Below are 18,012 nucleotides of genomic sequence, written 5' to 3' on the forward strand. Positions count from 1 at the left end.
AGAGTCAAGCACCCGATTATGAAATTTCCGCAAGGTTCTGCACCGCGGCGAGGGGCGGCGGCGCAGGCTGTAAAAAAGGCGGCTTCAAGCCGCCTTTTCGCGCCGTTCGACGGTGACGGAAACGAGGAAAACGCCAAGCCCGAGAAGGGAAAGAACCGCACCGACATAACCGGTGGAGGCGTAACCGAAACCCATGGCGATGACGAGGCCGCCGAGCCAGGCGCCGAGCGCATTGGCAATGTTGAAGGCCGAATGGTTGGAGGCGGCGGCGAGCGTCTGCGCATCCTGTGCCACATCCATCAGCCGCGTCTGCACGGCCGGACAGGCGGCGAAACCGCAGCCGATCAGGAAGACGCAGAGGCAGAGCATGAAAGGATTGTCCGCCGTCATGCCGAACACGGCCATGACAAGCACGTTGAAGGCGAGCATGCCGCCAATCGTGCCGTTGAGCGAGATATCAGCCAGCCGCGAGCCGACCACATTGCCGACATTCATGCCGATGCCGAACAGCGCCAGCACCATGGAGACGGTGGAAACCGGCATCATCGCCACATCGGTGGTGGTCTTGGCGATATAGCTGAAGACCGAGAACATGCCGCCGAAACCGACAGCGGCGATGGCGAGCGTCAGCCACACCTGCACGCGGCGGAAAGCGCCGAGTTCGCGCCAGACGCTGGCGCCTTCCTCCACCCTGTCACGCGGCTGGAAGAACCAGAGCAGGGCCACCGTCAGAAGCGCGATGCCGCCGACCAGCATGAAGGCCGCGCGCCAGGAAAGCAGCTGGCCGAAGAAGGTAGCGAGCGGCGTGCCGAGCAGGGTGGCGATGGTGAGGCCGAGCATGACGCGGCCAACGGCGCGGGCGCGCTTGTGGATCGGCGCCATGGAGGCCGCCACCAGCGCCGCAACCCCGAAATAAGCCCCATGCGGCAGGCCGGTGATGAAGCGCAGGACGGTGAAGCTCAGGAAATCCGGTGCGACGGCGCTCAAGATATTACCGGCCGCGAAAAGCCCCATAAGGCCGAGAAGCAGCGTGCGGCGCGTCATGCGCGCGGCGAGAACCGCGATGATCGGTGCGCCGATGACGACGCCGAGCGCATAGGCCGTGATGACATAACCCGCCTGCGGAACGGTGACGCCATAGGTGGTGGCGACATCGGGAAGCAGGCCCATGATGGCGAATTCGCCGGTGCCGATGCCGAAGCCGCCGGCGGCAAGCGCCAGTTCGATGAGCGCAATGGCAAGCGGGGAGAGGGCCACGGCAGGGGCGGCCGTGTAAACGGTTTCATTCTCCGCGCCAGGGCGGGCTTCGGAAATATTCGACTGGCTCATCGTGACCTGAAAAGCGGGAAGGGCCCACAGAAAAAAGGGCAAGACCGTATGGGAGCGGTCTGCCCTGACTGGAGATGCGCGGTCATGAAAATGACCTTAAGTGATCCCTAACATGAAATGATGCGTTGCGGTAGAGCGATTCTCGGCAAAAGAGCATCTTCACGCGATGGTGTTCGGAACCCTATATAGGGTCAGGCATTTACGCGCGGCTGCCTCACTGGATCGGGTTGGAAACATGAAGCTCATTGCAATTTTCAATCGTGACGGCGGCACGTTTCGCACCACCGACATGGAGGCCTATTGCGACCATGCCCGCGAGGTCTTCACCCGCGCCGGCCACGCCATCGATTGCCGTCTGGTCTCGGGAAAGGATATCGTCGAGGAAATGGAACGCGCCGCCGATGAACCGGGCATTGAAGGCATCATTGCCGGCGGCGGTGACGGCACGATTTCCGCAGCAGCCGCCATCGCCTGGAAACACGGCATCGCGCTCGGCATCGTTCCGGCCGGCACCATGAACCTCTTCGCCCGCTCGCTGAAGCTGCCGCTCGATATTCGCCAGGCGCTGGAAACGCTGGCGAATGGCGAGATTGCCAGTGTCGACATTGCCAGCGCCAATGGCCGGCTCTTCGTCCACCAGTTTTCCGCGGGCCTGCATTCGCGCATGGTGCGTTACCGAAACAATCTCGCTTTTGCCTCCCGCCTCGGCAAGATCAAGGCAAGCATCCGCGCCGCCATCAGCGTCATCCTCAATCCGCCGGTCTTCGAGGTGGAATATACCGTCAACGGCAAAACGCAGCATCGCAAGGTCTCGGCCATTTCCGTCTCCAACAATGAATTCGGCCAGAGCGCATTGATGGTCGCGGACAATGTCTCGGGCGGCCATCTCGGCTTTTATCTCGCCGATCCGTTGCGTCCTTCAGGTGTCGCGAAACTCGCTTTTGATATTCTGCGCGGCAGGCTGAAGGAAAACGCCGCCGTGACCGCCATGACGGTGACGGATGTGGAACTGCATTTTCCGAAGAAACGCCATGACCTGCGCTACGTCATCGATGGCGAACTGCTGCCGATGGAGCGGGATGTGGCGCTGGAGGTTCACGCCGGCGAATTGAAGGTGCTGGTGGGGCGGTCATTCTTCGCATAGCGCAACTGACTGCGAATTGGCGGTTGCCGCTTGTTTCTTCTCCCCGAGGGGGAGAAGTCCGCGGCAGCGGGATGAGGGGGCAAGCGTCGAGATATTCGGAGAGCTAGCCCCCTCATCCGACCCTTCGGGCCACCTTCTCCCCCTCGGGGAGAAGAAACCCAGCCGCTTCCGCTTGTCCAAGCCGCCCCCTAAAAAACGCCAGCCTTGCCAAATCGAAGCCGCCCGGCCATGTTCGGCAGGCGCGGCAGCGTGAGCGCCGTTGCCTTTATGGGAGTGCGATCTGTCATGAATGAAATCTCCAAGCCGATGTCCAATCTTGCCGCCATCGATGCCGCCCATCACCTCCACCCCTTTTCCGACATGGGCAAGCTGAATGCCGCCGGCACCCGCATCATCGAGCGCGCCGAAGGGGTGTTCATCTATGACAGCACCGGCAAGAAGTATCTCGATGCCTTTGCCGGCCTCTGGTGCGTGAATATCGGTTACGGACGCCGCGAGATCGCCGATGTCGTGCAGCGCCAGATGAACGAACTGCCCTATTACAATGCGTTTTTCGGCACCACCACGCCGCCCGCGACGCTTCTCGCGCAGAAGATCGCGTCGCGCGCCGGGTCGAAGATGAACCATGTGTTCTTCACCAATTCCGGCTCGGAAGCGACCGACACCTGGTTTCGCATGGCGCGAGTCTACTGGAAGGCGCTCGGCCATCCGACGAAGACGAAAGTTATTGCCCGCCGCAACGGCTATCACGGCTCGACGGTGGCGGGCGCTTCGCTCGGCGGCATGAAATGGATGCACGAGCAGGGCAACCTGCCGATCGAGGGCGTGGCCCATATTAGCCAGCCCTATTGGTATGCCGAGGGCGGCGATCTTTCGCCGGCCGAATTCGGCCTGAAGGTGGCGCGCGAACTGGAAGCGAAGATCGATGAACTCGGCGAGGAAAATGTCGCCGCTTTCGTGGCCGAACCCATTCAGGGGGCAGGGGGCGTCATCGTGCCGCCGGAAACCTACTGGCCGGAAATCGCCCGCATCTGCAAGGCGCGCAACATCCTGCTCGTCTCCGATGAGGTGATCTGCGGTTTCGGCCGTCTCGGCTCCTGGTTCGGTTACCAGCATTTCGGCGTGGAGCCGGATTTTGCGCCCGTCGCCAAGGGCCTGTCTTCCGGTTACCTGCCGATTGGCGGCGTCATCGTTTCGGATCGGGTGGCGGAGGTGATGTTGTCTGAGGTCGGTGACTTCAACCACGGCTTCACCTATTCCGGCCATCCCGTCTGCGCCGCCGCCGCCCTGGAAAACCTCCGCATCATCGAGGAGGAGGGGCTGGTGGAGCGGGTGCGCGACGATATCGGCCCTTATTTCTCCGAAGGCTGGAAAAGCCTGATGGATCACGAACTGGTCGGCGAGGCGGTGAATGTCGGCCTGATGGGCGGCCTGCAGATTACCGCCGACAAGGCGACGCGCCGGCGTTTCGCCAAGCCGGACGACATCGGAACCGCCGTGCGCAACCATTGCCTGGCAAACGGCCTTGTGATGCGCGCCACCGGCGACCGCATGCTGGCCTCACCGGCGCTGACGATCAGCCGCTCGGAGGTGGACCAGATTATAGAAACGCTGCGCAAGGGGCTCGACCACCTGCGCGATACGCGGGAGCATTTCCAGTAAAACTGCGTAGCGGTTTTACGTTCGGAAAATGCGACGAAAAACTCTTAGGGAGGACTAACATGGCAGGCCAGGAACATCATTACGCCGTTCAGGTGAAATGGACGGGCAATCGCGGCAAGGGGACGTCGGGTTATCGCGACTATGAACGCGACTACACGATCTCCACTTCGGGAAAGGCTGACATAGCCGGCTCCTCCGACCCCGCCTTCCGTGGCGATCCCTCCCGCTGGAACCCGGAAGACCTGCTGGTCGCCTCGCTCTCGGCCTGCCACAAGCTCTGGTACCTGCATTTCTGCTCGGTCAATGGCATCATCGTTGAAGACTATGTCGACAATGCCGAAGGCACGCTGGTGATGGAAAAGGATGGCGCGGGGCAATTCAGCGAAGTGGTGCTGAAACCGGTGATCACCATTTCGAAAGGCGATCCGGCCAGAGCGGATGAGCTGCACCATGATGCACACGAGAAATGCTTCATCGCACGCTCGGTGAATTTTCCCATCCGCGTGGAGGGGACGGTGAAGGTGGTTTGAGGCTCACGCCAGTCTTTCCCCGCGATTTGCGGCCTACCTCACACTCGACGTCATGCTCGGGTCTGCCCACCGCTTTCCGGTTAGACTTCTCTACAAGGTCCATGACCTTCAGACGTGTCGCGGCGCGCCGGAAACGAATGGAGCGTGGCGTCGTCAGATGGGATGGTGAATCGTGCCAAACACCCCAACGTCATCCTTGGGCTTGTCCCAAGGATCTGCAACGGATTGACTTTGTCGACGTGTTTAGATCCTTGGGACAAGCCCAAGGATGACGGCCTCACTCTATCTTTAGCCTGCTAGGCTTCATCCGTGCTCCAACTATCGCGGATTTCATCGAGATTACCTTCCCAGCCGATGCCCCGCAGTTCCTCAAGTGCACGTCTCTGCCGGTGTATCCGGATAAATTCTCTCAAGGCCTCTTCAACCGCCGCTTCAGCGCTGGAGAGACCGGTAATTTCCATGACCTCTGCGATCAGTTCGTCATCAAGGTCGATAGTCACACGCATTTCGACGCCCCAAGGTGAATGAACCAACATCAGCACCTTGAGGGCGAAGATGCGCGATCTTACTGGAACGCCGTCTCGTAAAAGCTTCGAAGCTTGCGCGAATGCAACGTTTCCGTCGGCATGGCGGCGAGCTTCTGCACGGCGCGGATGCCGATCTGCAGATGTTGGGCGACCTGGGTGCGGTAGAACTCCGTCGCCATGCCGGGCAGTTTCAGTTCGCCATGCAGCGGCTTGTCGGAAACGCAGAGCAGGGTGCCGTAGGGCACGCGGAAGCGGAAGCCGTTGGCGGCGATGGTGGCCGATTCCATGTCGAGCGCTATGGCGCGGGACTGCGACAGGCGCTTGACGGGGCCGGCCTGATCGCGAAGTTCCCAGTTTCGGTTGTCGATGGTGGCGACGGTGCCGGTGCGCATGATGCGCTTCAACTCGAAGCCTTCGTAACCGGTGACTTCCGCCACGGCGCCTTCCAGCGCCACTTGCACTTCGGCCAGAGCCGGGATCGGCACCCAGACGGGCAGGTCGTCATCAAGCACGTGATCTTCGCGCACATAGGCATGCGCCAGAACATAATCGCCAAGCCGCTGGCTGTTGCGCAGGCCGGCGCAATGGCCAACCATCAGCCAGGCATGCGGGCGCAGCACGGCGATATGGTCGGTGATCGTCTTGGCGTTGGAGGGGCCGACGCCGATATTGACGAGCGTGATGCCGGCATGGCCCTTCTTCTTCAGGTGATAGGCGGGCATCTGCGGCAGGCGCGCGAGCACGGCATCCGTTTCCGGCTTGTCGCAACCGGCGGGGGTGACGATATTGCCCGGCTCCACGAAAGCCGTGTAACCCTCGCCGCCATTCTTCATCAACTGCCGCGCCCATGCGGCGAATTCATCGATATAGAACTGGTAGTTGGTGAACAGCACGAAGTTCTGGAAATGGCTGGCGCTGGTCGCCGTATAGTGGCTGAGGCGGGCCAGCGAATAATCGATGCGCTGCGCGGTAAAGGGGGCGAGCGGCGCGGGCTCGCCCGGCACCTGGTCATATTCGCCATTGGCGATGAGATCGTCGGTGTTGTTGAGATCGGGCGTATCGAACAGATCGCGCAGCGGCACGTCAGACAGCGAGGAGGCCGCCGCCGCCTCGACATAAGCGCCTTCGCCGAAAGCGAAATGCAGCGGAATCGGCGTGGCCGATTCCGAAACCGTGACCGGAACGCCGTGGTTCTTCATCAGAAGCCCGAGCTGTTCTTTGAGGTAATGGCGGAAAAGCTCCGGCCGGGTGATGGTCGTCGTGTAAACGCCGGGGGCGGTGACATGGCCGTAGGAGAGACGCGAATCGACATGGCCGAAGGTGGCGGTCTCGAGGCTCACTTGCGGATAGCAGGCGCGGTAGCGCCCGGCAATCGGCGCGCCCTTGGCAAGCTCGGTGAAGGAATTGATCAGGAACGCCGTGTTGCGTTCGTAAAGCGCGTTCAAAGCCGCCACGGCTTCTTTCGGGTCCGTGAATGTCTGCGGCGCGAAAGGCTCAGGAGTGACGAAGGTGAGGGGCGGAATCGTTGGTTTTGCTATTGTCATGGCCCATTATAAGAGGGCAATTTCGACAGGCAAGCGACAGAAATACGAAGAAACTGAAAAGAAACGCAAAAAGGTAGTTCGAATAACAGCGGGTCGGCGGAAATTTCAGCCGAGCGCGCCACGCTGCAGGCTCATCAAAAGCACGAAGCCGGCGCCCTTGGAGGCGGGGCGGGGATCGGCCTTGTAAACCGCAAGTCCGGCGACCGGACCGAGAAAGATCGAGGCCATCAGCACCAGCCGCAGCGCGGAAAACAGGCCGTTGGAAAAACTTGTCGTCATCGGCCTGTCCTCACAACACGACGGGGCAATTGGCGGCGGGCGAGGGGCTGTGCTGGCAGGCGATGGCCGCACCGGCATTCACCCGCTGGAAACTGCGGTTCGGATTAACGACGAGCGAGGCGAAGGACATGGCGAAGATCGCCATGAGAAACGCGAAGATTGCCAGTCGGCTGATCAGCTTTGCCATGTCCATTCCCCTTATTGGAGTTGATGGACAGAGTTTTGCCACACTCGGACTGAACGGACCCTGAGACCCCGGTTCATATGGCATTCAGGGATGTTAACGGGCGGTGACATGACGGATTGATGCCGCAATGGCGCCGGGCATCTCGTGGGCCACCCGCTTTTCGATCATGACAGAGGGGCTTCCGTACGTGCTGCAAGATCGGTCAGCAGGGTCTCGAACGCCTGAGGCTGCCTCACATCGACAACCGGCACGCGGTGCTCCTGCGCGGATGCCAGCATGTCCGTGTTTTCCCGCAACGAACGCTCGATGAAGGCGTCGACGATCCGTCGCTTCTCAGCCGTTGCATCTTCATAGCGGGCGTGAGAGCGCATTCTCTCGAGAAGAAAATCATTGCCGGCATGGAGAAAGACACCGGCGACGCTGCCGCCAAGCAGGGGCGATATCAATTCCGGCCGCAGGGCCGCGCCCTCGAAGATTGTGGAACCGCCGGTGCCGGACCTGCTGTCGATCATCGTGCGGATCAGCGGCCAGATGTTCTGATGATGTATCTTCAGGAACCAGTGGATCGTTTCCGCCGAGAGCCGTGCGTAATATTCTTCCACCGGTGCCGGGATGCCCGGCCATGGCCTGCCCGGATGGCGGGCGAGACTGTCGGTCGATATTGCTTCGCAGCGCAGCCTTTCGCTCAGCAGGCCGGCAAGGGTGCTTTTGCCGACATGCGAGGTGCCCGCAATCAGGATTGTCGAAAGGGTGGGGCGCATGCGTCGCTCTCGTTGGTGTTGGGCGCAACGATACATCAACGGATATATGGCTTCCATGCGGCGTGCGCCCGCAGTCTCGGAGGCAATCCTTGGCAGCGCACCGCGCGGTCAGGCGCGGGACCGCAGGCGGCAGGACAGAAGCCCGCCCGCCGCCCTGTCGATTACAGCCGCGTCCAGGTCTGCGATTTGCACAGAACCTTCAGCACGCAGCCCTTCATGCTCAGCGAGTTGCCGGAAACGGTGCCGGAGCCGCTATAGGTCTTGTCATTGGCGGGATCGGTGATTTCACCCGAATAGCTGTTTCCCTTGCCGGAAAGCTTGCCGATCTGTTTTCCGGCGTGTTTGCCGGTCTTCAGCGTCACACAGAAGGCGCCGCCGCAGGGGCCGATCACGGCGGTTTCGCCGCTGGCGGTCTTCCAGTTGCCTTCGATTGCCTCGGCGGCGAAGGCAAGGTTGCCGCTCAGCATGAGGGCGGCGGCAATCGTCATTATACGCTTCATAAAATTCCTCCCGAAATTCGCGCAGGCTTTCTCGAGCCAGCGGCCCAAAGACGCGATGCGCAGATCAAACCCTTTTGGCGTGCGAATGCGCCATCTCTGGCCCAAGCCGCCTGCGGCGCAACGATCGCTCCTTGCACCGCGCTATCCTGTGCCCGTTTCATCCTCATGACGGGCAGGGCGGATAGTATTTGACGTTCACGTAAAAGGAAACAGAAATTTGCGGCCCCGGCGCGGCATTTGCAGCGACGGGGGGAGCGAAAGAGGGAGAATTGGAAAATCGCTGTTTTGATCGTGGTGAAGGAAGGGTTTAAATCCAATTCTAAACTTTTCGTAAAATTCGCCGCAAAGTCCTTAATTTCCGCGGCTCGTGATATTTAACGAAAACCCAATTTTACCAATCGTTTGCAGTTTGTTTGCGGCGCATTAATCATGCCTTTTAAGCGACCGTTGAAGGCCCCGTGGCATAGTGAACTCATCAAAAGCGCAGGGAAAACCTGCCGGACGAAAGGACAAAAAAGCCGCAAAAGACGGCAGGTCCGGACGATGGCCTCGACAAGAAGGCGAATGATGAAACAGGCAGAAGGACAGGGATTAAAACAATGGCACGCTTTGAAATTCGCGATATCGAAATGGCTGCCGGTGGCGAAACCCGCGCCGACACTCTTTGCAATCTCGGCCTGGTCTATGCGACCGGCCGGGGCTGCAAGGTGGACCTGATCGCCGCCCATAAATGGCTCAACATCGCCGCGATCCGCGGATCGGAAAGAGCCGCTTCGCTGCGCGCCGATCTCGCCCGCAACATGACGAAATCGGAACTGGCCGAAGCGCTGCGCGCCGCCCGCGACTGGATGACGATGCACTGATTTACCCAAGCCTTTATTGAGATTTCCGGTCCGGTTCCCTCCAGTCCCGATGACCGGCGCAAACGAAAGTAAACCCGAAGGGGAACGCGGCGAGGGCTTTGAAAAGGGCTTTTGCGCTGACACATCAAACCGCGACCGGCAGGAACAAGGCCGGCGCGGTTTTCTTATGTTTAGCGATGTCTCTTCGCCGGAAAACGATTCGCGGGCAGGGGCTTGCGGGTGAATGTTGAATCGATGCGTGCAACGCGCGGCACTTTCCAACCCTCATTCCTGTGCTTGTCACAGGAATCCAGCCGACGCGCGTCTGCGCGGCGAAAAGAGTCCCTCCAGCCCAAGGACTTGGGCTGACTAGATTCCTGTGACAAGCACAGGAATGAGGAGACGTAGGAGCTTACCCGATCGCCTTGAGGACCTTCGGCAATGCCTGCTCGAACAGATCGAGCTTGTCACCCGGCCCCACGCTCACGCGAATGCAGCGGTTGAGCGGCGCGACGCCCGGCATGCGGATGAAGACGCCATGTTCCATCAGCCCATCGACGATGGCGCGGGCATAAGCCCCGTCGCGATGGCAATCGATGGTGACGAAATTGGTGGCGGAGGGGAGCGGTGAAAGGCCGTTATTGCGCGCGATTGCCGAAATCCGCTCACGGGCGTCAGAAATTTTACCAACGACTTCATGCAGATAGGTCTGATCCTTCAGTGCCGCCAAAGCGCCGGCGACCGAAATGCGCGCCATGCCGAAATGGTTGCGGATCTTGTCGAAGGCTTCGACATTGCCGAGTGTGCCGATGGCGTAACCCACACGCGCACCCGCTAGCCCATAGGCTTTCGAGAAGGTGCGCATGCGCAGAATGTTCGGCTGGCCGATCAGCGCGTCGATGGCCGGCACGGCGCTGGCCGGCGCGGTTTCGCAATAGGCTTCATCCAGAATGAGCAGGCAGGTCTCCGGCAGGGCGCGGGCAAAGGCGACGACTTCGCTCGCTTCCCACCAGCTTCCCATCGGATTGTCGGGATTGGCAAAATAAACGAGCGGCGCATTTTCCCGGATGACGAGATCGAGAAGCCCGTCAAGGTCTTCGTGATCGTCGACATAGGGCGTGGTCACGAGTCTCCCGCCAAAACCGTTCACATGGTAGTTGAAGGTGGGGTAGCCGCCAAAAGAGGTGACGACAGGCGTGCCCGGCTCGACGATCAGCCGCGCGATCTCACCCAGCAGCCCATCGACGCCGCTGCCGATGGCGATATTGCCGCGTGCAACGCCATGGTGGATGGCAAGCGCTTCCTTCAGCTCGTAATTTTCCGGATCGCTGTACATCCATGTCTCCGCCGCCGCATCGCGCATGGCCAGAAGCACGGAAGGGGCGGGGCCGAAGCCGCTCTCATTGGCGCCGATACGCGCTTCAACCTTCAGGCCGCGGTTGCGCTCGATGGCCTCTGGGCCGACGAAGGGAACGGTTGAGGGAAGCGAAGCGGCAAGCGGCGTGAGGCGGGAAAAGGCTGACATTGTTTGATCCGATATGCAGTTGGAAAGTCTCGTTCCGAGCAAAGCTCAATTCGCCACAATGGGTCAGATTTCCGACGGTTTGGAAACCCCTTCCTGCCGGAATTTACGCTCATGCCCGGTCCACAGGCGCGACGGGCGGCTGGAAATGCTGTCCCAGTGGGGCTTAGCTCCACGGCGCGACGTCCCGGTTTTGACGATCTCGGTTGAAAATCGACCTCCCAGGCTGGGCTCCGCAGACGGCAAAGCAATGGATTGCCGCAATGTTGCACCCGTTCGTCAAATGCTTGTTGCAATTAATTCCTAATTGCAGAATATAGATAAGCTGGCGAGTATAGTTATTTTTATTGCAAATGATTCTTAATTGCAAAAATGCAAATGAAATCGATAGTTTTCACGACAAACAGCCGCCGCAAGAGATGAAAATGGAAAGAAAGTCGCAAATGAAGAAGACGTCACCGACGCGATTGACGGGTGAACTGGTCAGCCGCAGAGGGTTGCTCGCCGGCGGGCTCGTGGCTGCGGGAGGAGGGGCGCTTCTGGCCACCAGCGCCTCCGGCCAGACCGCGCATTCAGCTCACGGGGCGGCAGCGCCGGGCTTGGCTCCGGCCGATAGCGCGGCGAAAGCCCACGGCGCGCATGGTTCGATGATGACGGTCGGCGAGGTCGATCCGAAAACCAACGGTTTCGACCCCCACGATATGCTGACGGATTGGGAAACCGGCACGGTGGAGCGCACCGCTGACGGGCGCACCCTTCGCACCTTCGAGATTACCGCCGAGGACAAGGATATCGAGATTGCACCCGGCGTCATGTTTCCGGCCTGGACTTACAATGGCCGCGTGCCGGGACCGACCCTGCGCGCCAGGGAAGGTGACCGTATCCGGGTGAATTTCAGGAATTACGGTTCCCACCCACATTCCCTGCACTTCCACGGCATTCATTCAGCAAGGATGGACGGCATTCCGGGCACGCCGGGCATGGTCGATCCGGGCGGTGAATTCACCTACGAATTCGACGCCAGGCCCTTCGGCTGCCACCTCTATCATTGCCACAACGTGCCGCTGCGCCGGCACATGCACAAGGGCATGTACGGCGCCTTCATCATCGATCCGGATCCCGACCGGCATCCCGAGCACGCCGAGGTCGCCCGCTCGCGCCTGCTCGGCACGCCGGAAAATGCGGGCTGGCAGGAAATGGTGATGGTGTCGAACGCTTTCGACACCAATTTCGACGAGGAGAACGAGTTCTACGCCGTCAATACAGTCGCACACGCCTTCGCCAAGAAGCCGATCAAAATTCTCCGCTCGAATCCGGTGCGCATCTATCTCGTCAACGTGCTGGAATTCGATCCGATCAATTCCTTCCATCTGCATGCGAATTTCTTCAACTATTTCAATCAGGGAACGACGCTGACGCCGACATTGCAGACCGTCGACCTCATCACCCAATGCCAGGCGGAGCGCGGCATTCTGGAATTCAGCTTCGCCGAGCACGAGCCCGGACTTTATATGTTCCACCCCCATCAGACGGAGTTCACCGAACTCGGCTGGATGGGCATGTTCGACGTCGTGGAGTCGCTGTCATGAATGTCATGGAAACGAAGAAAACATCCGCGCCCGCCCGCTCCGGCCTCACGCTCATCTGGATCGTCCTGCCGCTTCTGGCGCTGGCCGCCGCCATCGCCTGGATTTTCGCCGCCGACCCGCTCGGGCGGCTCGACAACGGCGCGCCGCCCGTCGAAAACCTCACCTTCGAGCGCACCATCCTCAACGACAGGGGCCTGCAATTGCTGGTCCGGGCCGGCGGTTCGGAGCCGATGACGATAGCGCAGGTACAGGTGGATGCGGCCTACTGGACATTCACGCAATCGCCTGCGGGCGAGATCCCGAGGGGGGCGTCCGTCTGGCTCAACATCGATTTTCCGTGGAATCTCGCCGATACCCACGCCGTCACCGTGGTCACCAACACCGGCGCGAGCTTCGACCACGAGATCGCCGTGGCGGTGCCGACGCCCACCGCGACATCCGGACAACTCTGGATTCAGGCTCTGGTCGGCATCATCGTCGGCGTCGTTCCCGTCGCCATCGGCCTGATGTTCTATCCCGCTTTGCGCAATGTCGACCAGGGCGGCATGAATTTCCTGCTGGCGCTGACAATCGGCCTGCTGCTCTATCTTCTCATCGACATGACGGAAGAGGCGCTGGAAATCGCCGGCGAAACGGCGGCGCTGTTTCAGGGCCGGGTGATGGTTGTGCTCGGCGCCTTTGCGGCCTTCCTGATCCTGATGGCGGTTGGCCGCCGGCATGGCACGCCGACCGGGCTTGCGCTCGCGACTTACATCGCGCTTGGCATCGGCCTGCATAATTTCGGCGAAGGGCTGGCTATCGGCGCTGCCTTTGCGGCGGGCTCGGCGGGGCTCGGTGCGTTTCTCGTGCTGGGCTTTGCGATCCACAACATTACCGAGGGTATCGGCATCGCCGCGCCGATCCTCAAAAAACGGCCGTCATTGTGGATTTTCGCCGGGCTTACCCTTCTGGCTGGCGGCCCGGCGGTGCTTGGCATGTGGCTCGGCAGTCTCGCTTATGCACCGCAATGGACAGCTTTCGCCCTCGCCATCGGGGCCGGAGCCATCCTGCAGGTCATTGTCGAGGTCTCGGCCTATATGGTCCGCAGCAACGCCCGCAACTTCGCTTCTCTCTCCCTGTCTCCGGCGGTTCTTGGCGGTCTCGGAGCGGGAGTAATGTTCATGTACGTCACGGCGGCGGTCGTGAAGATATGATGACGACCGCCCCGATAGTCTCGATCTCTGCCTGCGATGCGGTGCGCCGGAAGAATGGGGCGGCAGATTTGGATGCCGAATCTATCAGCTACAGCGAGGTGGCGGTCCCGCCGCTTCGCATGCCTATTCCGTGAGCCGCGCTTTTACGGCGGTCATCATGATGTTTCGAAGCTCAGGCGTCGCACATGGTGCAGGAACTCCGCATCGATCAGCATATTGAAACCGATCGTCACTTTTTCCTCTTCGCGGCGGATCAGTGTGCAGCCGATCTCATCGCGGATACCGAGAATTTCCAGATAGAAATTGGCCGGCATTTCCAGATCGGGACTGACATCCAGTTCCGCGCCGTAAAGGGAAATGGTCCGCACCAGGCAGCGCATGGTGTCCTTGGCGCTGAGATGATGCCCGATGAAGGTGATCTTGCCGGGCCGGTCGATCTGAAATTTCTCGTACATCTCGTCCTGGGGGACGTTCTGACGGGGATCCATATGCAAAGCCATGACAACCTCCCGGATTGCCTCTTTTGATACCGATTTTAACGCCGCTTCCTTGCCAGGGCATGAAGGAAATGCGCGCAATTGTCTGTTCTCTGTCTCGATCTCGACCAATCTTCCCTTCGGAAGCCGATGTTTCCGCTATGGAAATGCCTTCGGTCCCATCCGGTTGCAGCCTGTGCTGATACTGCGCCACGCTTGCACGGGGCTGGTGTTGACTGGGGCCGTACTTGGCGTTACGCCTGAGCCTTGCAATATCGCTTCGCGAGGCTCGGCAGGACCGGCGCTTCGTGATTCTTCTGGGAGTGGACTGTGACGGGAAGGCTGGTAATCGTCGGGGCGGGGCAGGCCGCTTTCGCGCTGGCGTCGAAGCTTCGGGCGCTGAAGGATGAGCGTCCCATCACCATCGTCGGTTCCGAGGATGCCTATCCTTACCAGAGGCCGCCGCTCTCCAAAAAATACCTCCTCGGCGAGATGAGCTTTGACCGGCTGATGTTCCGGCCGGAAGAATGGTACGCGGAGAACAATGTCGATATCCGGTTTTCCACCTGGGTCGAGGAGATAGATCGCGCCGCCAAATCCCTGCGCATGCAGGATGGCAGCACGCTTTCCTATGACAGGCTGGTGCTGGCGACCGGGGCGGCTCCCCGCCTACTGCCCGCCAGCATTGGCGGCGATCTGGAAGGCGTCCTGACCGTTCGCGACAAGCGCGATGCCGACCGGCTTATGGAGGAGATGAAGCCGGGCCGTAGGCTGCTGGTAATCGGCGGCGGTTATATCGGTCTCGAAGCAGCGGCCGTCGCCCGCAAGCTCGGCCTCGAAGTGACTTTGATCGAAATGGCCGACCGCATTCTCCAGCGTGTGGCGGCGAAGGAAACCGCCGATATCATGCGCGGCATCCATCAGGCCCACGGCGTTTCCATTCGCGAAAAGACCGGCCTTGTGCGTCTTGTCGGCATGGATGGCCGGGTGGCCGCTGCCGAACTCTCCGACGGCTCGACGCTGGATGTGGACTTTGTGATTGTCGGCATCGGCGTGACGCCGAATGACCGCCTCGCTCGCGAATCGGGCCTTGATGTCGGCAATGGCATCGTGGTGGACGACCACACCCGCACCTCCGACAGCGCCATTCACGCCGTGGGCGACTGCGCGCTGCTGCCCTGGCGCGGCCAGCATGTGCGTCTCGAATCGGTACAGAATGCTGTCGATCAGGCCGAGGCGGCCGCTGCCGTGCTCACCGGGGCTGAAGTCGCCTATGATCCGAAGCCATGGTTCTGGTCGGATCAATATGACGCCAAGCTGCAGATCGCCGGCTTCAACCTGGGTTACGACGAGACGATGCGGAGGCAGGGCGCGCGTGAGGGCAGCTGGTCCGTCTGGTATTTCCGCGATGGGCGATTCGTGGCGGTGGATGCCGTCAACGATGCCAAGGCCTATGTCGCGGGCAAGAAACTGCTCGATACCGGCGCCGAGCCGGATCGCGCCATCCTGGCGGATGCTTCCGCCGATCTGAAATTACTGCTTTCCTGAGGACATCATGCCTGCTCCCGAAAACCGTTTTAAAACCGCCATCCATGCCGGCAAGCCGCAGATCGGCCTCTGGCTCGATATGGGCGAGGCCATCACGGCGGAAATCGCCGGTACGGCGGGGTTCGACTGGCTGGTGATTGACGGCGAGCATGGGCCGAACGATCTGCGCAGCATCATCGATCAGCTGCGCGCCCTTGCCACATCGTCTGCGGAGCCCGTGGTGCGCGTGCCGGTCGGCGAAAGCTGGATGATCAAGCAGCTTCTGGATGCGGGTGCGCGCACGCTTCTGGTGCCGATGGTCGATTCGGCCGACCAGGCGAAGGATCTGGTCAGCGCCATGCATTATCCGCCGCGCGGCATTCGCGGCATGGGTGCTGCCGTTGCCCGCGCTTCCGCCTTCAACACGATAACCGACTATGCCGACAGCGCCTCCGACAGCGTCTGCCTGCTGGTGCAGGCCGAAACGCGCGCAGCGATCAACGATCTCGACAATATTCTTGCGGTGGAGGGCGTGGACGGCGTCTTCATCGGCCCGGCGGATCTGGCCGCTGATATGGGTTATCTCGGCAGGATAGACGAGCCGGAAGTGCAGGCGGTGATCGAGGCGGCGATCGTCAAGATCGTCAAGGCGGGCAAGGCCGCCGGCATTCTCACCTTCAACGAAACCTATAATCGTCGCTATCTCGAACTCGGCGCGTCCTTCGTGGCCGTCGGTGCGGATGTGACCGAATTCGCCAGTACCCTGCGTGCGCTCTCGGCCCGTTACAAGGGCGGGGCAGCGCCTGCGCCATCCCGGTCTGGCTATTAATTCAGTCGTCGTTGCTGGCGTTCAGCTTTTCAGGCGGAATGCCTTCTTCGCCGGAGGCGAGATAACCGGTGTTGATAAGGGCGGCGCGAATGATGCGCTGGATGGCCTCATCCCTGTCGACGCCGTGATCCCTCGCAAAATCCGACAAAGCCGTTTCAAGATCGTCACTGAACCGCATATCCGCCCCCATTCATCACATTTCAAACCCATACGAAAAGGCAAGGCAGGATTGATCCGCCTTGCCTGAATTTTAAGTCCATGCGGCGATTAGCGCCAGCGATAAAGGCTGCTGTTCGACGAGTTCTGCTGCGTGCTCGCACCAACCGCATAACCGATGGCAAAACCGAGTGCGCCAACGATCGTCAGCAGAGAGGTCGCCGTGCCGGGATTTTCCTTGACGGCTTCCACGACATTCTGGCCCTGGGCGCGGACATTATGCGCGGCCTTGCGAACGCGTCCGCGCGCCTCATCCAGAAATTCGGACGCATCCTCGCTCACGCCTTCCGCGCGGGCGGAGACGGATTTGGAGAGGGATGCGATCTGCGAACGCAATTCCGCAATCTGGTTTTCGATCGTGTCTTCGACAACATTCAGTTTGGTCTGAGCCATTAGAACACCTCTTTTGTTACCCAAGGCAGAACGTGCCGGCCTGCAAAAAGTTCCCGAAAGGCCCGCAAAGTTTCGCGGGACGATGTTCAGCCAACAGGTTTTTGTGCTTCTTGGCGAAAAAGCCTTGCAATCATTTTTTTTACGCAATAATCAGGCCGCACCGGAGAGGTGGCCGAGTGGTCGAAGGCGCTCCCCTGCTAAGGGAGTATACGTCAAAAGCGTATCGTGGGTTCGAATCCCATCCTCTCCGCCACTTCGGCACAAGACCGGAAAATCCCAGCTCCACCGTCCCGCCAGTTCCAGATCACAACCGCACGCGTCTTTGTGAATACGCGCAGCCGTACGCACTATGAAGTCGCGGATGGTCGCGCCCGCCAGGTCTCGATTATGGAAGAAACGAGCGAATCAAGCGGCTCGGTGGTGTCGACTTCGATGTCGTACCGGCAGTAATCATGTGTTTTCAGATGATACCGCGCTTCCCCGATTGTCCTGTCCCCGCGTTCCCGCTCGCGTCGTTCCATCTCCGCGAGGGGAGCGTGTACGCCGACCCAGAACGTGTCCAGATGCGCGAACAACGCCCGCAATTGCCGTGCCCAGCCTGCCTCTTCAACGATGTGCTCGACGACAATATCGTTTCCAGCTTCGGCAAAGGACACGATGGAGCGGTGAAAACCGTCAAAGAACCTGGCGCGCTCATTGCTCAGGCCGGTATGCGGCGTTTTTTGTTTGATGGTGCGAAAGCCGCCATCGGCAAGCTGATCAGACGCGTAATAACAAAAGGGTTCCGTCAGCGCCGACCTGAGCGCCTTGGCGAGTGTCGATTTGCCGGCACTCGAGGTGCCGTTCAATAAAATAATACGACCATTCCGCATGTCGATCTGTTCTTCCGTCTGTTTCGAATTGGCACTCGTGAATCGATATTAAAGGATAGTGTTTCAAGCGCGATGTCGCGTCGTCAATCA

The 18,012-nt window shown here is 60.4% G+C and carries 20 protein-coding genes and 1 tRNA gene; 9 read left to right on the forward strand and 12 right to left on the reverse strand.

Features of this window, described 5'->3' with window-relative positions; all coding sequences use genetic code 11:
- Positions 1-84: 84 nt before the first annotated feature.
- Complete coding sequence (locus tag CFBP4996_RS03380) at positions 85-1,329, reverse strand: MFS transporter (protein WP_080853207.1); 1,245 nt, start codon at positions 1,327-1,329, stop codon at positions 85-87.
- Between the two features lie 235 nt (positions 1,330-1,564).
- Here CFBP4996_RS03380 and CFBP4996_RS03385 point away from each other — a divergent pair, with 235 nt between their 5' ends.
- The 3 genes from CFBP4996_RS03385 (at position 1,565) to CFBP4996_RS03395 (ending at position 4,665) form a co-directional block, all read left to right on the forward strand.
- On the forward strand, positions 1,565-2,473 hold the full coding sequence (locus tag CFBP4996_RS03385) for a diacylglycerol/lipid kinase family protein (RefSeq protein WP_080852424.1): 909 nt from the start codon (positions 1,565-1,567) through the stop codon (positions 2,471-2,473).
- Between the two features lie 285 nt (positions 2,474-2,758).
- Positions 2,759-4,135 (forward strand): aspartate aminotransferase family protein, encoded by a 1,377-nt coding sequence (locus CFBP4996_RS03390; RefSeq protein WP_162935900.1) that lies wholly within the window; start codon positions 2,759-2,761, stop codon positions 4,133-4,135.
- A 59-nt stretch (positions 4,136-4,194) separates the two neighbouring features.
- A complete protein-coding gene (locus tag CFBP4996_RS03395; protein WP_080852422.1) occupies positions 4,195-4,665 on the forward strand; it encodes an OsmC family protein in 471 nt (156 codons plus the stop codon).
- A gap of 296 nt (positions 4,666-4,961) precedes the next feature.
- On the opposite strand, the gene CFBP4996_RS03400 is transcribed toward CFBP4996_RS03395, so the two are convergent.
- The 6 genes from CFBP4996_RS03400 to CFBP4996_RS03425 form a co-directional block, all read right to left on the reverse strand.
- Positions 4,962-5,171: a type II toxin-antitoxin system VapB family antitoxin gene (locus tag CFBP4996_RS03400; protein ID WP_080853206.1), complete on the reverse strand. Its 210-nt coding sequence runs from the start codon at positions 5,169-5,171 to the stop codon at positions 4,962-4,964.
- 59 nt (positions 5,172-5,230) lie between these two features.
- Positions 5,231-6,736, reverse strand: a complete 1,506-nt coding sequence (amn, locus tag CFBP4996_RS03405) for an AMP nucleosidase (RefSeq protein WP_080852421.1) — start codon at positions 6,734-6,736, stop codon at positions 5,231-5,233.
- A 105-nt stretch (positions 6,737-6,841) separates the two neighbouring features.
- Positions 6,842-7,015, reverse strand: a complete 174-nt coding sequence (locus tag CFBP4996_RS03410; protein ID WP_003509979.1) for a hypothetical protein — start codon at positions 7,013-7,015, stop codon at positions 6,842-6,844.
- Between the two features lie 10 nt (positions 7,016-7,025).
- Positions 7,026-7,208, reverse strand: a complete 183-nt coding sequence (locus tag CFBP4996_RS03415) for a hypothetical protein (RefSeq protein WP_020809511.1) — start codon at positions 7,206-7,208, stop codon at positions 7,026-7,028.
- A gap of 158 nt (positions 7,209-7,366) precedes the next feature.
- On the reverse strand, positions 7,367-7,963 hold the full coding sequence (locus CFBP4996_RS03420; RefSeq protein WP_080852420.1) for a P-loop NTPase family protein: 597 nt from the start codon (positions 7,961-7,963) through the stop codon (positions 7,367-7,369).
- Between the two features lie 161 nt (positions 7,964-8,124).
- Complete coding sequence (locus tag CFBP4996_RS03425; RefSeq protein WP_003524108.1) at positions 8,125-8,463, reverse strand: DUF2147 domain-containing protein; 339 nt, start codon at positions 8,461-8,463, stop codon at positions 8,125-8,127.
- 599 nt (positions 8,464-9,062) lie between these two features.
- On the opposite strand from CFBP4996_RS03425, the gene CFBP4996_RS03430 reads away from it, so the two are divergent.
- On the forward strand, positions 9,063-9,326 hold the full coding sequence (locus tag CFBP4996_RS03430) for an SEL1-like repeat protein (protein ID WP_003524109.1): 264 nt from the start codon (positions 9,063-9,065) through the stop codon (positions 9,324-9,326).
- A gap of 391 nt (positions 9,327-9,717) precedes the next feature.
- On the opposite strand, the gene CFBP4996_RS03435 is transcribed toward CFBP4996_RS03430, so the two are convergent.
- A complete protein-coding gene (locus CFBP4996_RS03435; protein ID WP_080852418.1) occupies positions 9,718-10,830 on the reverse strand; it encodes a pyridoxal phosphate-dependent aminotransferase in 1,113 nt (370 codons plus the stop codon).
- 440 nt (positions 10,831-11,270) lie between these two features.
- Between CFBP4996_RS03435 and CFBP4996_RS03440 the strand changes: the two genes are divergently transcribed.
- Together CFBP4996_RS03440 and CFBP4996_RS03445 are read left to right on the forward strand one after the other, a co-directional pair.
- Positions 11,271-12,416: a multicopper oxidase domain-containing protein gene (locus CFBP4996_RS03440; protein WP_080853205.1), complete on the forward strand. Its 1,146-nt coding sequence runs from the start codon at positions 11,271-11,273 to the stop codon at positions 12,414-12,416.
- On the forward strand, positions 12,413-13,609 hold the full coding sequence (locus CFBP4996_RS03445; RefSeq protein ID WP_080852416.1) for a ZIP family metal transporter: 1,197 nt from the start codon (positions 12,413-12,415) through the stop codon (positions 13,607-13,609). The genes CFBP4996_RS03440 and CFBP4996_RS03445 overlap by 4 nt, the downstream gene beginning before the upstream one ends.
- Before the next feature lie 155 nt (positions 13,610-13,764).
- Here CFBP4996_RS03445 and CFBP4996_RS03450 read toward each other — a convergent pair whose 3' ends face one another.
- Entirely contained in the window at positions 13,765-14,109 is a 345-nt protein-coding gene (locus CFBP4996_RS03450; protein ID WP_020809517.1) for a hypothetical protein, read from the reverse strand.
- Positions 14,110-14,415: 306 nt separating this feature from the next.
- On the opposite strand from CFBP4996_RS03450, the gene CFBP4996_RS03455 reads away from it, so the two are divergent.
- A complete protein-coding gene (locus tag CFBP4996_RS03455; RefSeq protein ID WP_080852415.1) occupies positions 14,416-15,633 on the forward strand; it encodes an NAD(P)/FAD-dependent oxidoreductase in 1,218 nt (405 codons plus the stop codon).
- Positions 15,634-15,640: 7 nt separating this feature from the next.
- On the forward strand, positions 15,641-16,441 hold the full coding sequence (locus CFBP4996_RS03460; protein ID WP_080852413.1) for an aldolase/citrate lyase family protein: 801 nt from the start codon (positions 15,641-15,643) through the stop codon (positions 16,439-16,441).
- A gap of 1 nt (position 16,442) precedes the next feature.
- Here CFBP4996_RS03460 and CFBP4996_RS03465 read toward each other — a convergent pair whose 3' ends face one another.
- Positions 16,443-16,619: a hypothetical protein gene (locus CFBP4996_RS03465; RefSeq protein WP_162935899.1), complete on the reverse strand. Its 177-nt coding sequence runs from the start codon at positions 16,617-16,619 to the stop codon at positions 16,443-16,445.
- A gap of 89 nt (positions 16,620-16,708) precedes the next feature.
- The gene (locus CFBP4996_RS03470) at positions 16,709-17,050 is read right to left on the reverse strand and encodes a hypothetical protein (RefSeq protein WP_020812132.1); all 342 of its coding nucleotides are present in this window, start codon (positions 17,048-17,050) and stop codon (positions 16,709-16,711) included.
- Between the two features lie 162 nt (positions 17,051-17,212).
- Here CFBP4996_RS03470 and CFBP4996_RS03475 point away from each other — a divergent pair.
- A tRNA-Ser gene (locus tag CFBP4996_RS03475) sits at positions 17,213-17,303 on the forward strand.
- Between the two features lie 94 nt (positions 17,304-17,397).
- Here CFBP4996_RS03475 and CFBP4996_RS03480 read toward each other — a convergent pair.
- A complete protein-coding gene (locus CFBP4996_RS03480; RefSeq protein WP_080852408.1) occupies positions 17,398-17,922 on the reverse strand; it encodes a chloramphenicol phosphotransferase CPT family protein in 525 nt (174 codons plus the stop codon).
- Positions 17,923-18,012 lie beyond the last annotated feature (90 nt).

Source organism: Agrobacterium leguminum, assembly GCF_005144435.2.
GTDB classification, from domain to species: domain Bacteria; phylum Pseudomonadota; class Alphaproteobacteria; order Rhizobiales; family Rhizobiaceae; genus Agrobacterium; species Agrobacterium leguminum.

Coding starts and splice junctions, on each gene's coding strand:
- CFBP4996_RS03380 (WP_080853207.1), bottom strand. CDS start 1,329: ATGAGCCAGTCGAATATTTCCGAAGCCCGCCCTGGCGCGGAGAATGAA.
- CFBP4996_RS03385 (WP_080852424.1), top strand. CDS start 1,565: ATGAAGCTCATTGCAATTTTCAATCGTGACGGCGGCACGTTTCGCACC.
- CFBP4996_RS03390 (WP_162935900.1), top strand. CDS start 2,759: ATGAATGAAATCTCCAAGCCGATGTCCAATCTTGCCGCCATCGATGCC.
- CFBP4996_RS03395 (WP_080852422.1), top strand. CDS start 4,195: ATGGCAGGCCAGGAACATCATTACGCCGTTCAGGTGAAATGGACGGGC.
- CFBP4996_RS03400 (WP_080853206.1), bottom strand. CDS start 5,171: ATGCGTGTGACTATCGACCTTGATGACGAACTGATCGCAGAGGTCATG.
- amn (WP_080852421.1), bottom strand. CDS start 6,736: ATGACAATAGCAAAACCAACGATTCCGCCCCTCACCTTCGTCACTCCT.
- CFBP4996_RS03410 (WP_003509979.1), bottom strand. CDS start 7,015: ATGACGACAAGTTTTTCCAACGGCCTGTTTTCCGCGCTGCGGCTGGTG.
- CFBP4996_RS03415 (WP_020809511.1), bottom strand. CDS start 7,208: ATGGACATGGCAAAGCTGATCAGCCGACTGGCAATCTTCGCGTTTCTC.
- CFBP4996_RS03420 (WP_080852420.1), bottom strand. CDS start 7,963: ATGCGCCCCACCCTTTCGACAATCCTGATTGCGGGCACCTCGCATGTC.
- CFBP4996_RS03425 (WP_003524108.1), bottom strand. CDS start 8,463: ATGAAGCGTATAATGACGATTGCCGCCGCCCTCATGCTGAGCGGCAAC.
- CFBP4996_RS03430 (WP_003524109.1), top strand. CDS start 9,063: ATGGCACGCTTTGAAATTCGCGATATCGAAATGGCTGCCGGTGGCGAA.
- CFBP4996_RS03435 (WP_080852418.1), bottom strand. CDS start 10,830: ATGTCAGCCTTTTCCCGCCTCACGCCGCTTGCCGCTTCGCTTCCCTCA.
- CFBP4996_RS03440 (WP_080853205.1), top strand. CDS start 11,271: ATGAAGAAGACGTCACCGACGCGATTGACGGGTGAACTGGTCAGCCGC.
- CFBP4996_RS03445 (WP_080852416.1), top strand. CDS start 12,413: ATGAATGTCATGGAAACGAAGAAAACATCCGCGCCCGCCCGCTCCGGC.
- CFBP4996_RS03450 (WP_020809517.1), bottom strand. CDS start 14,109: ATGGCTTTGCATATGGATCCCCGTCAGAACGTCCCCCAGGACGAGATG.
- CFBP4996_RS03460 (WP_080852413.1), top strand. CDS start 15,641: ATGCCTGCTCCCGAAAACCGTTTTAAAACCGCCATCCATGCCGGCAAG.
- CFBP4996_RS03465 (WP_162935899.1), bottom strand. CDS start 16,619: ATGCGGTTCAGTGACGATCTTGAAACGGCTTTGTCGGATTTTGCGAGG.
- CFBP4996_RS03470 (WP_020812132.1), bottom strand. CDS start 17,050: ATGGCTCAGACCAAACTGAATGTTGTCGAAGACACGATCGAAAACCAG.
- CFBP4996_RS03480 (WP_080852408.1), bottom strand. CDS start 17,922: ATGCGGAATGGTCGTATTATTTTATTGAACGGCACCTCGAGTGCCGGC.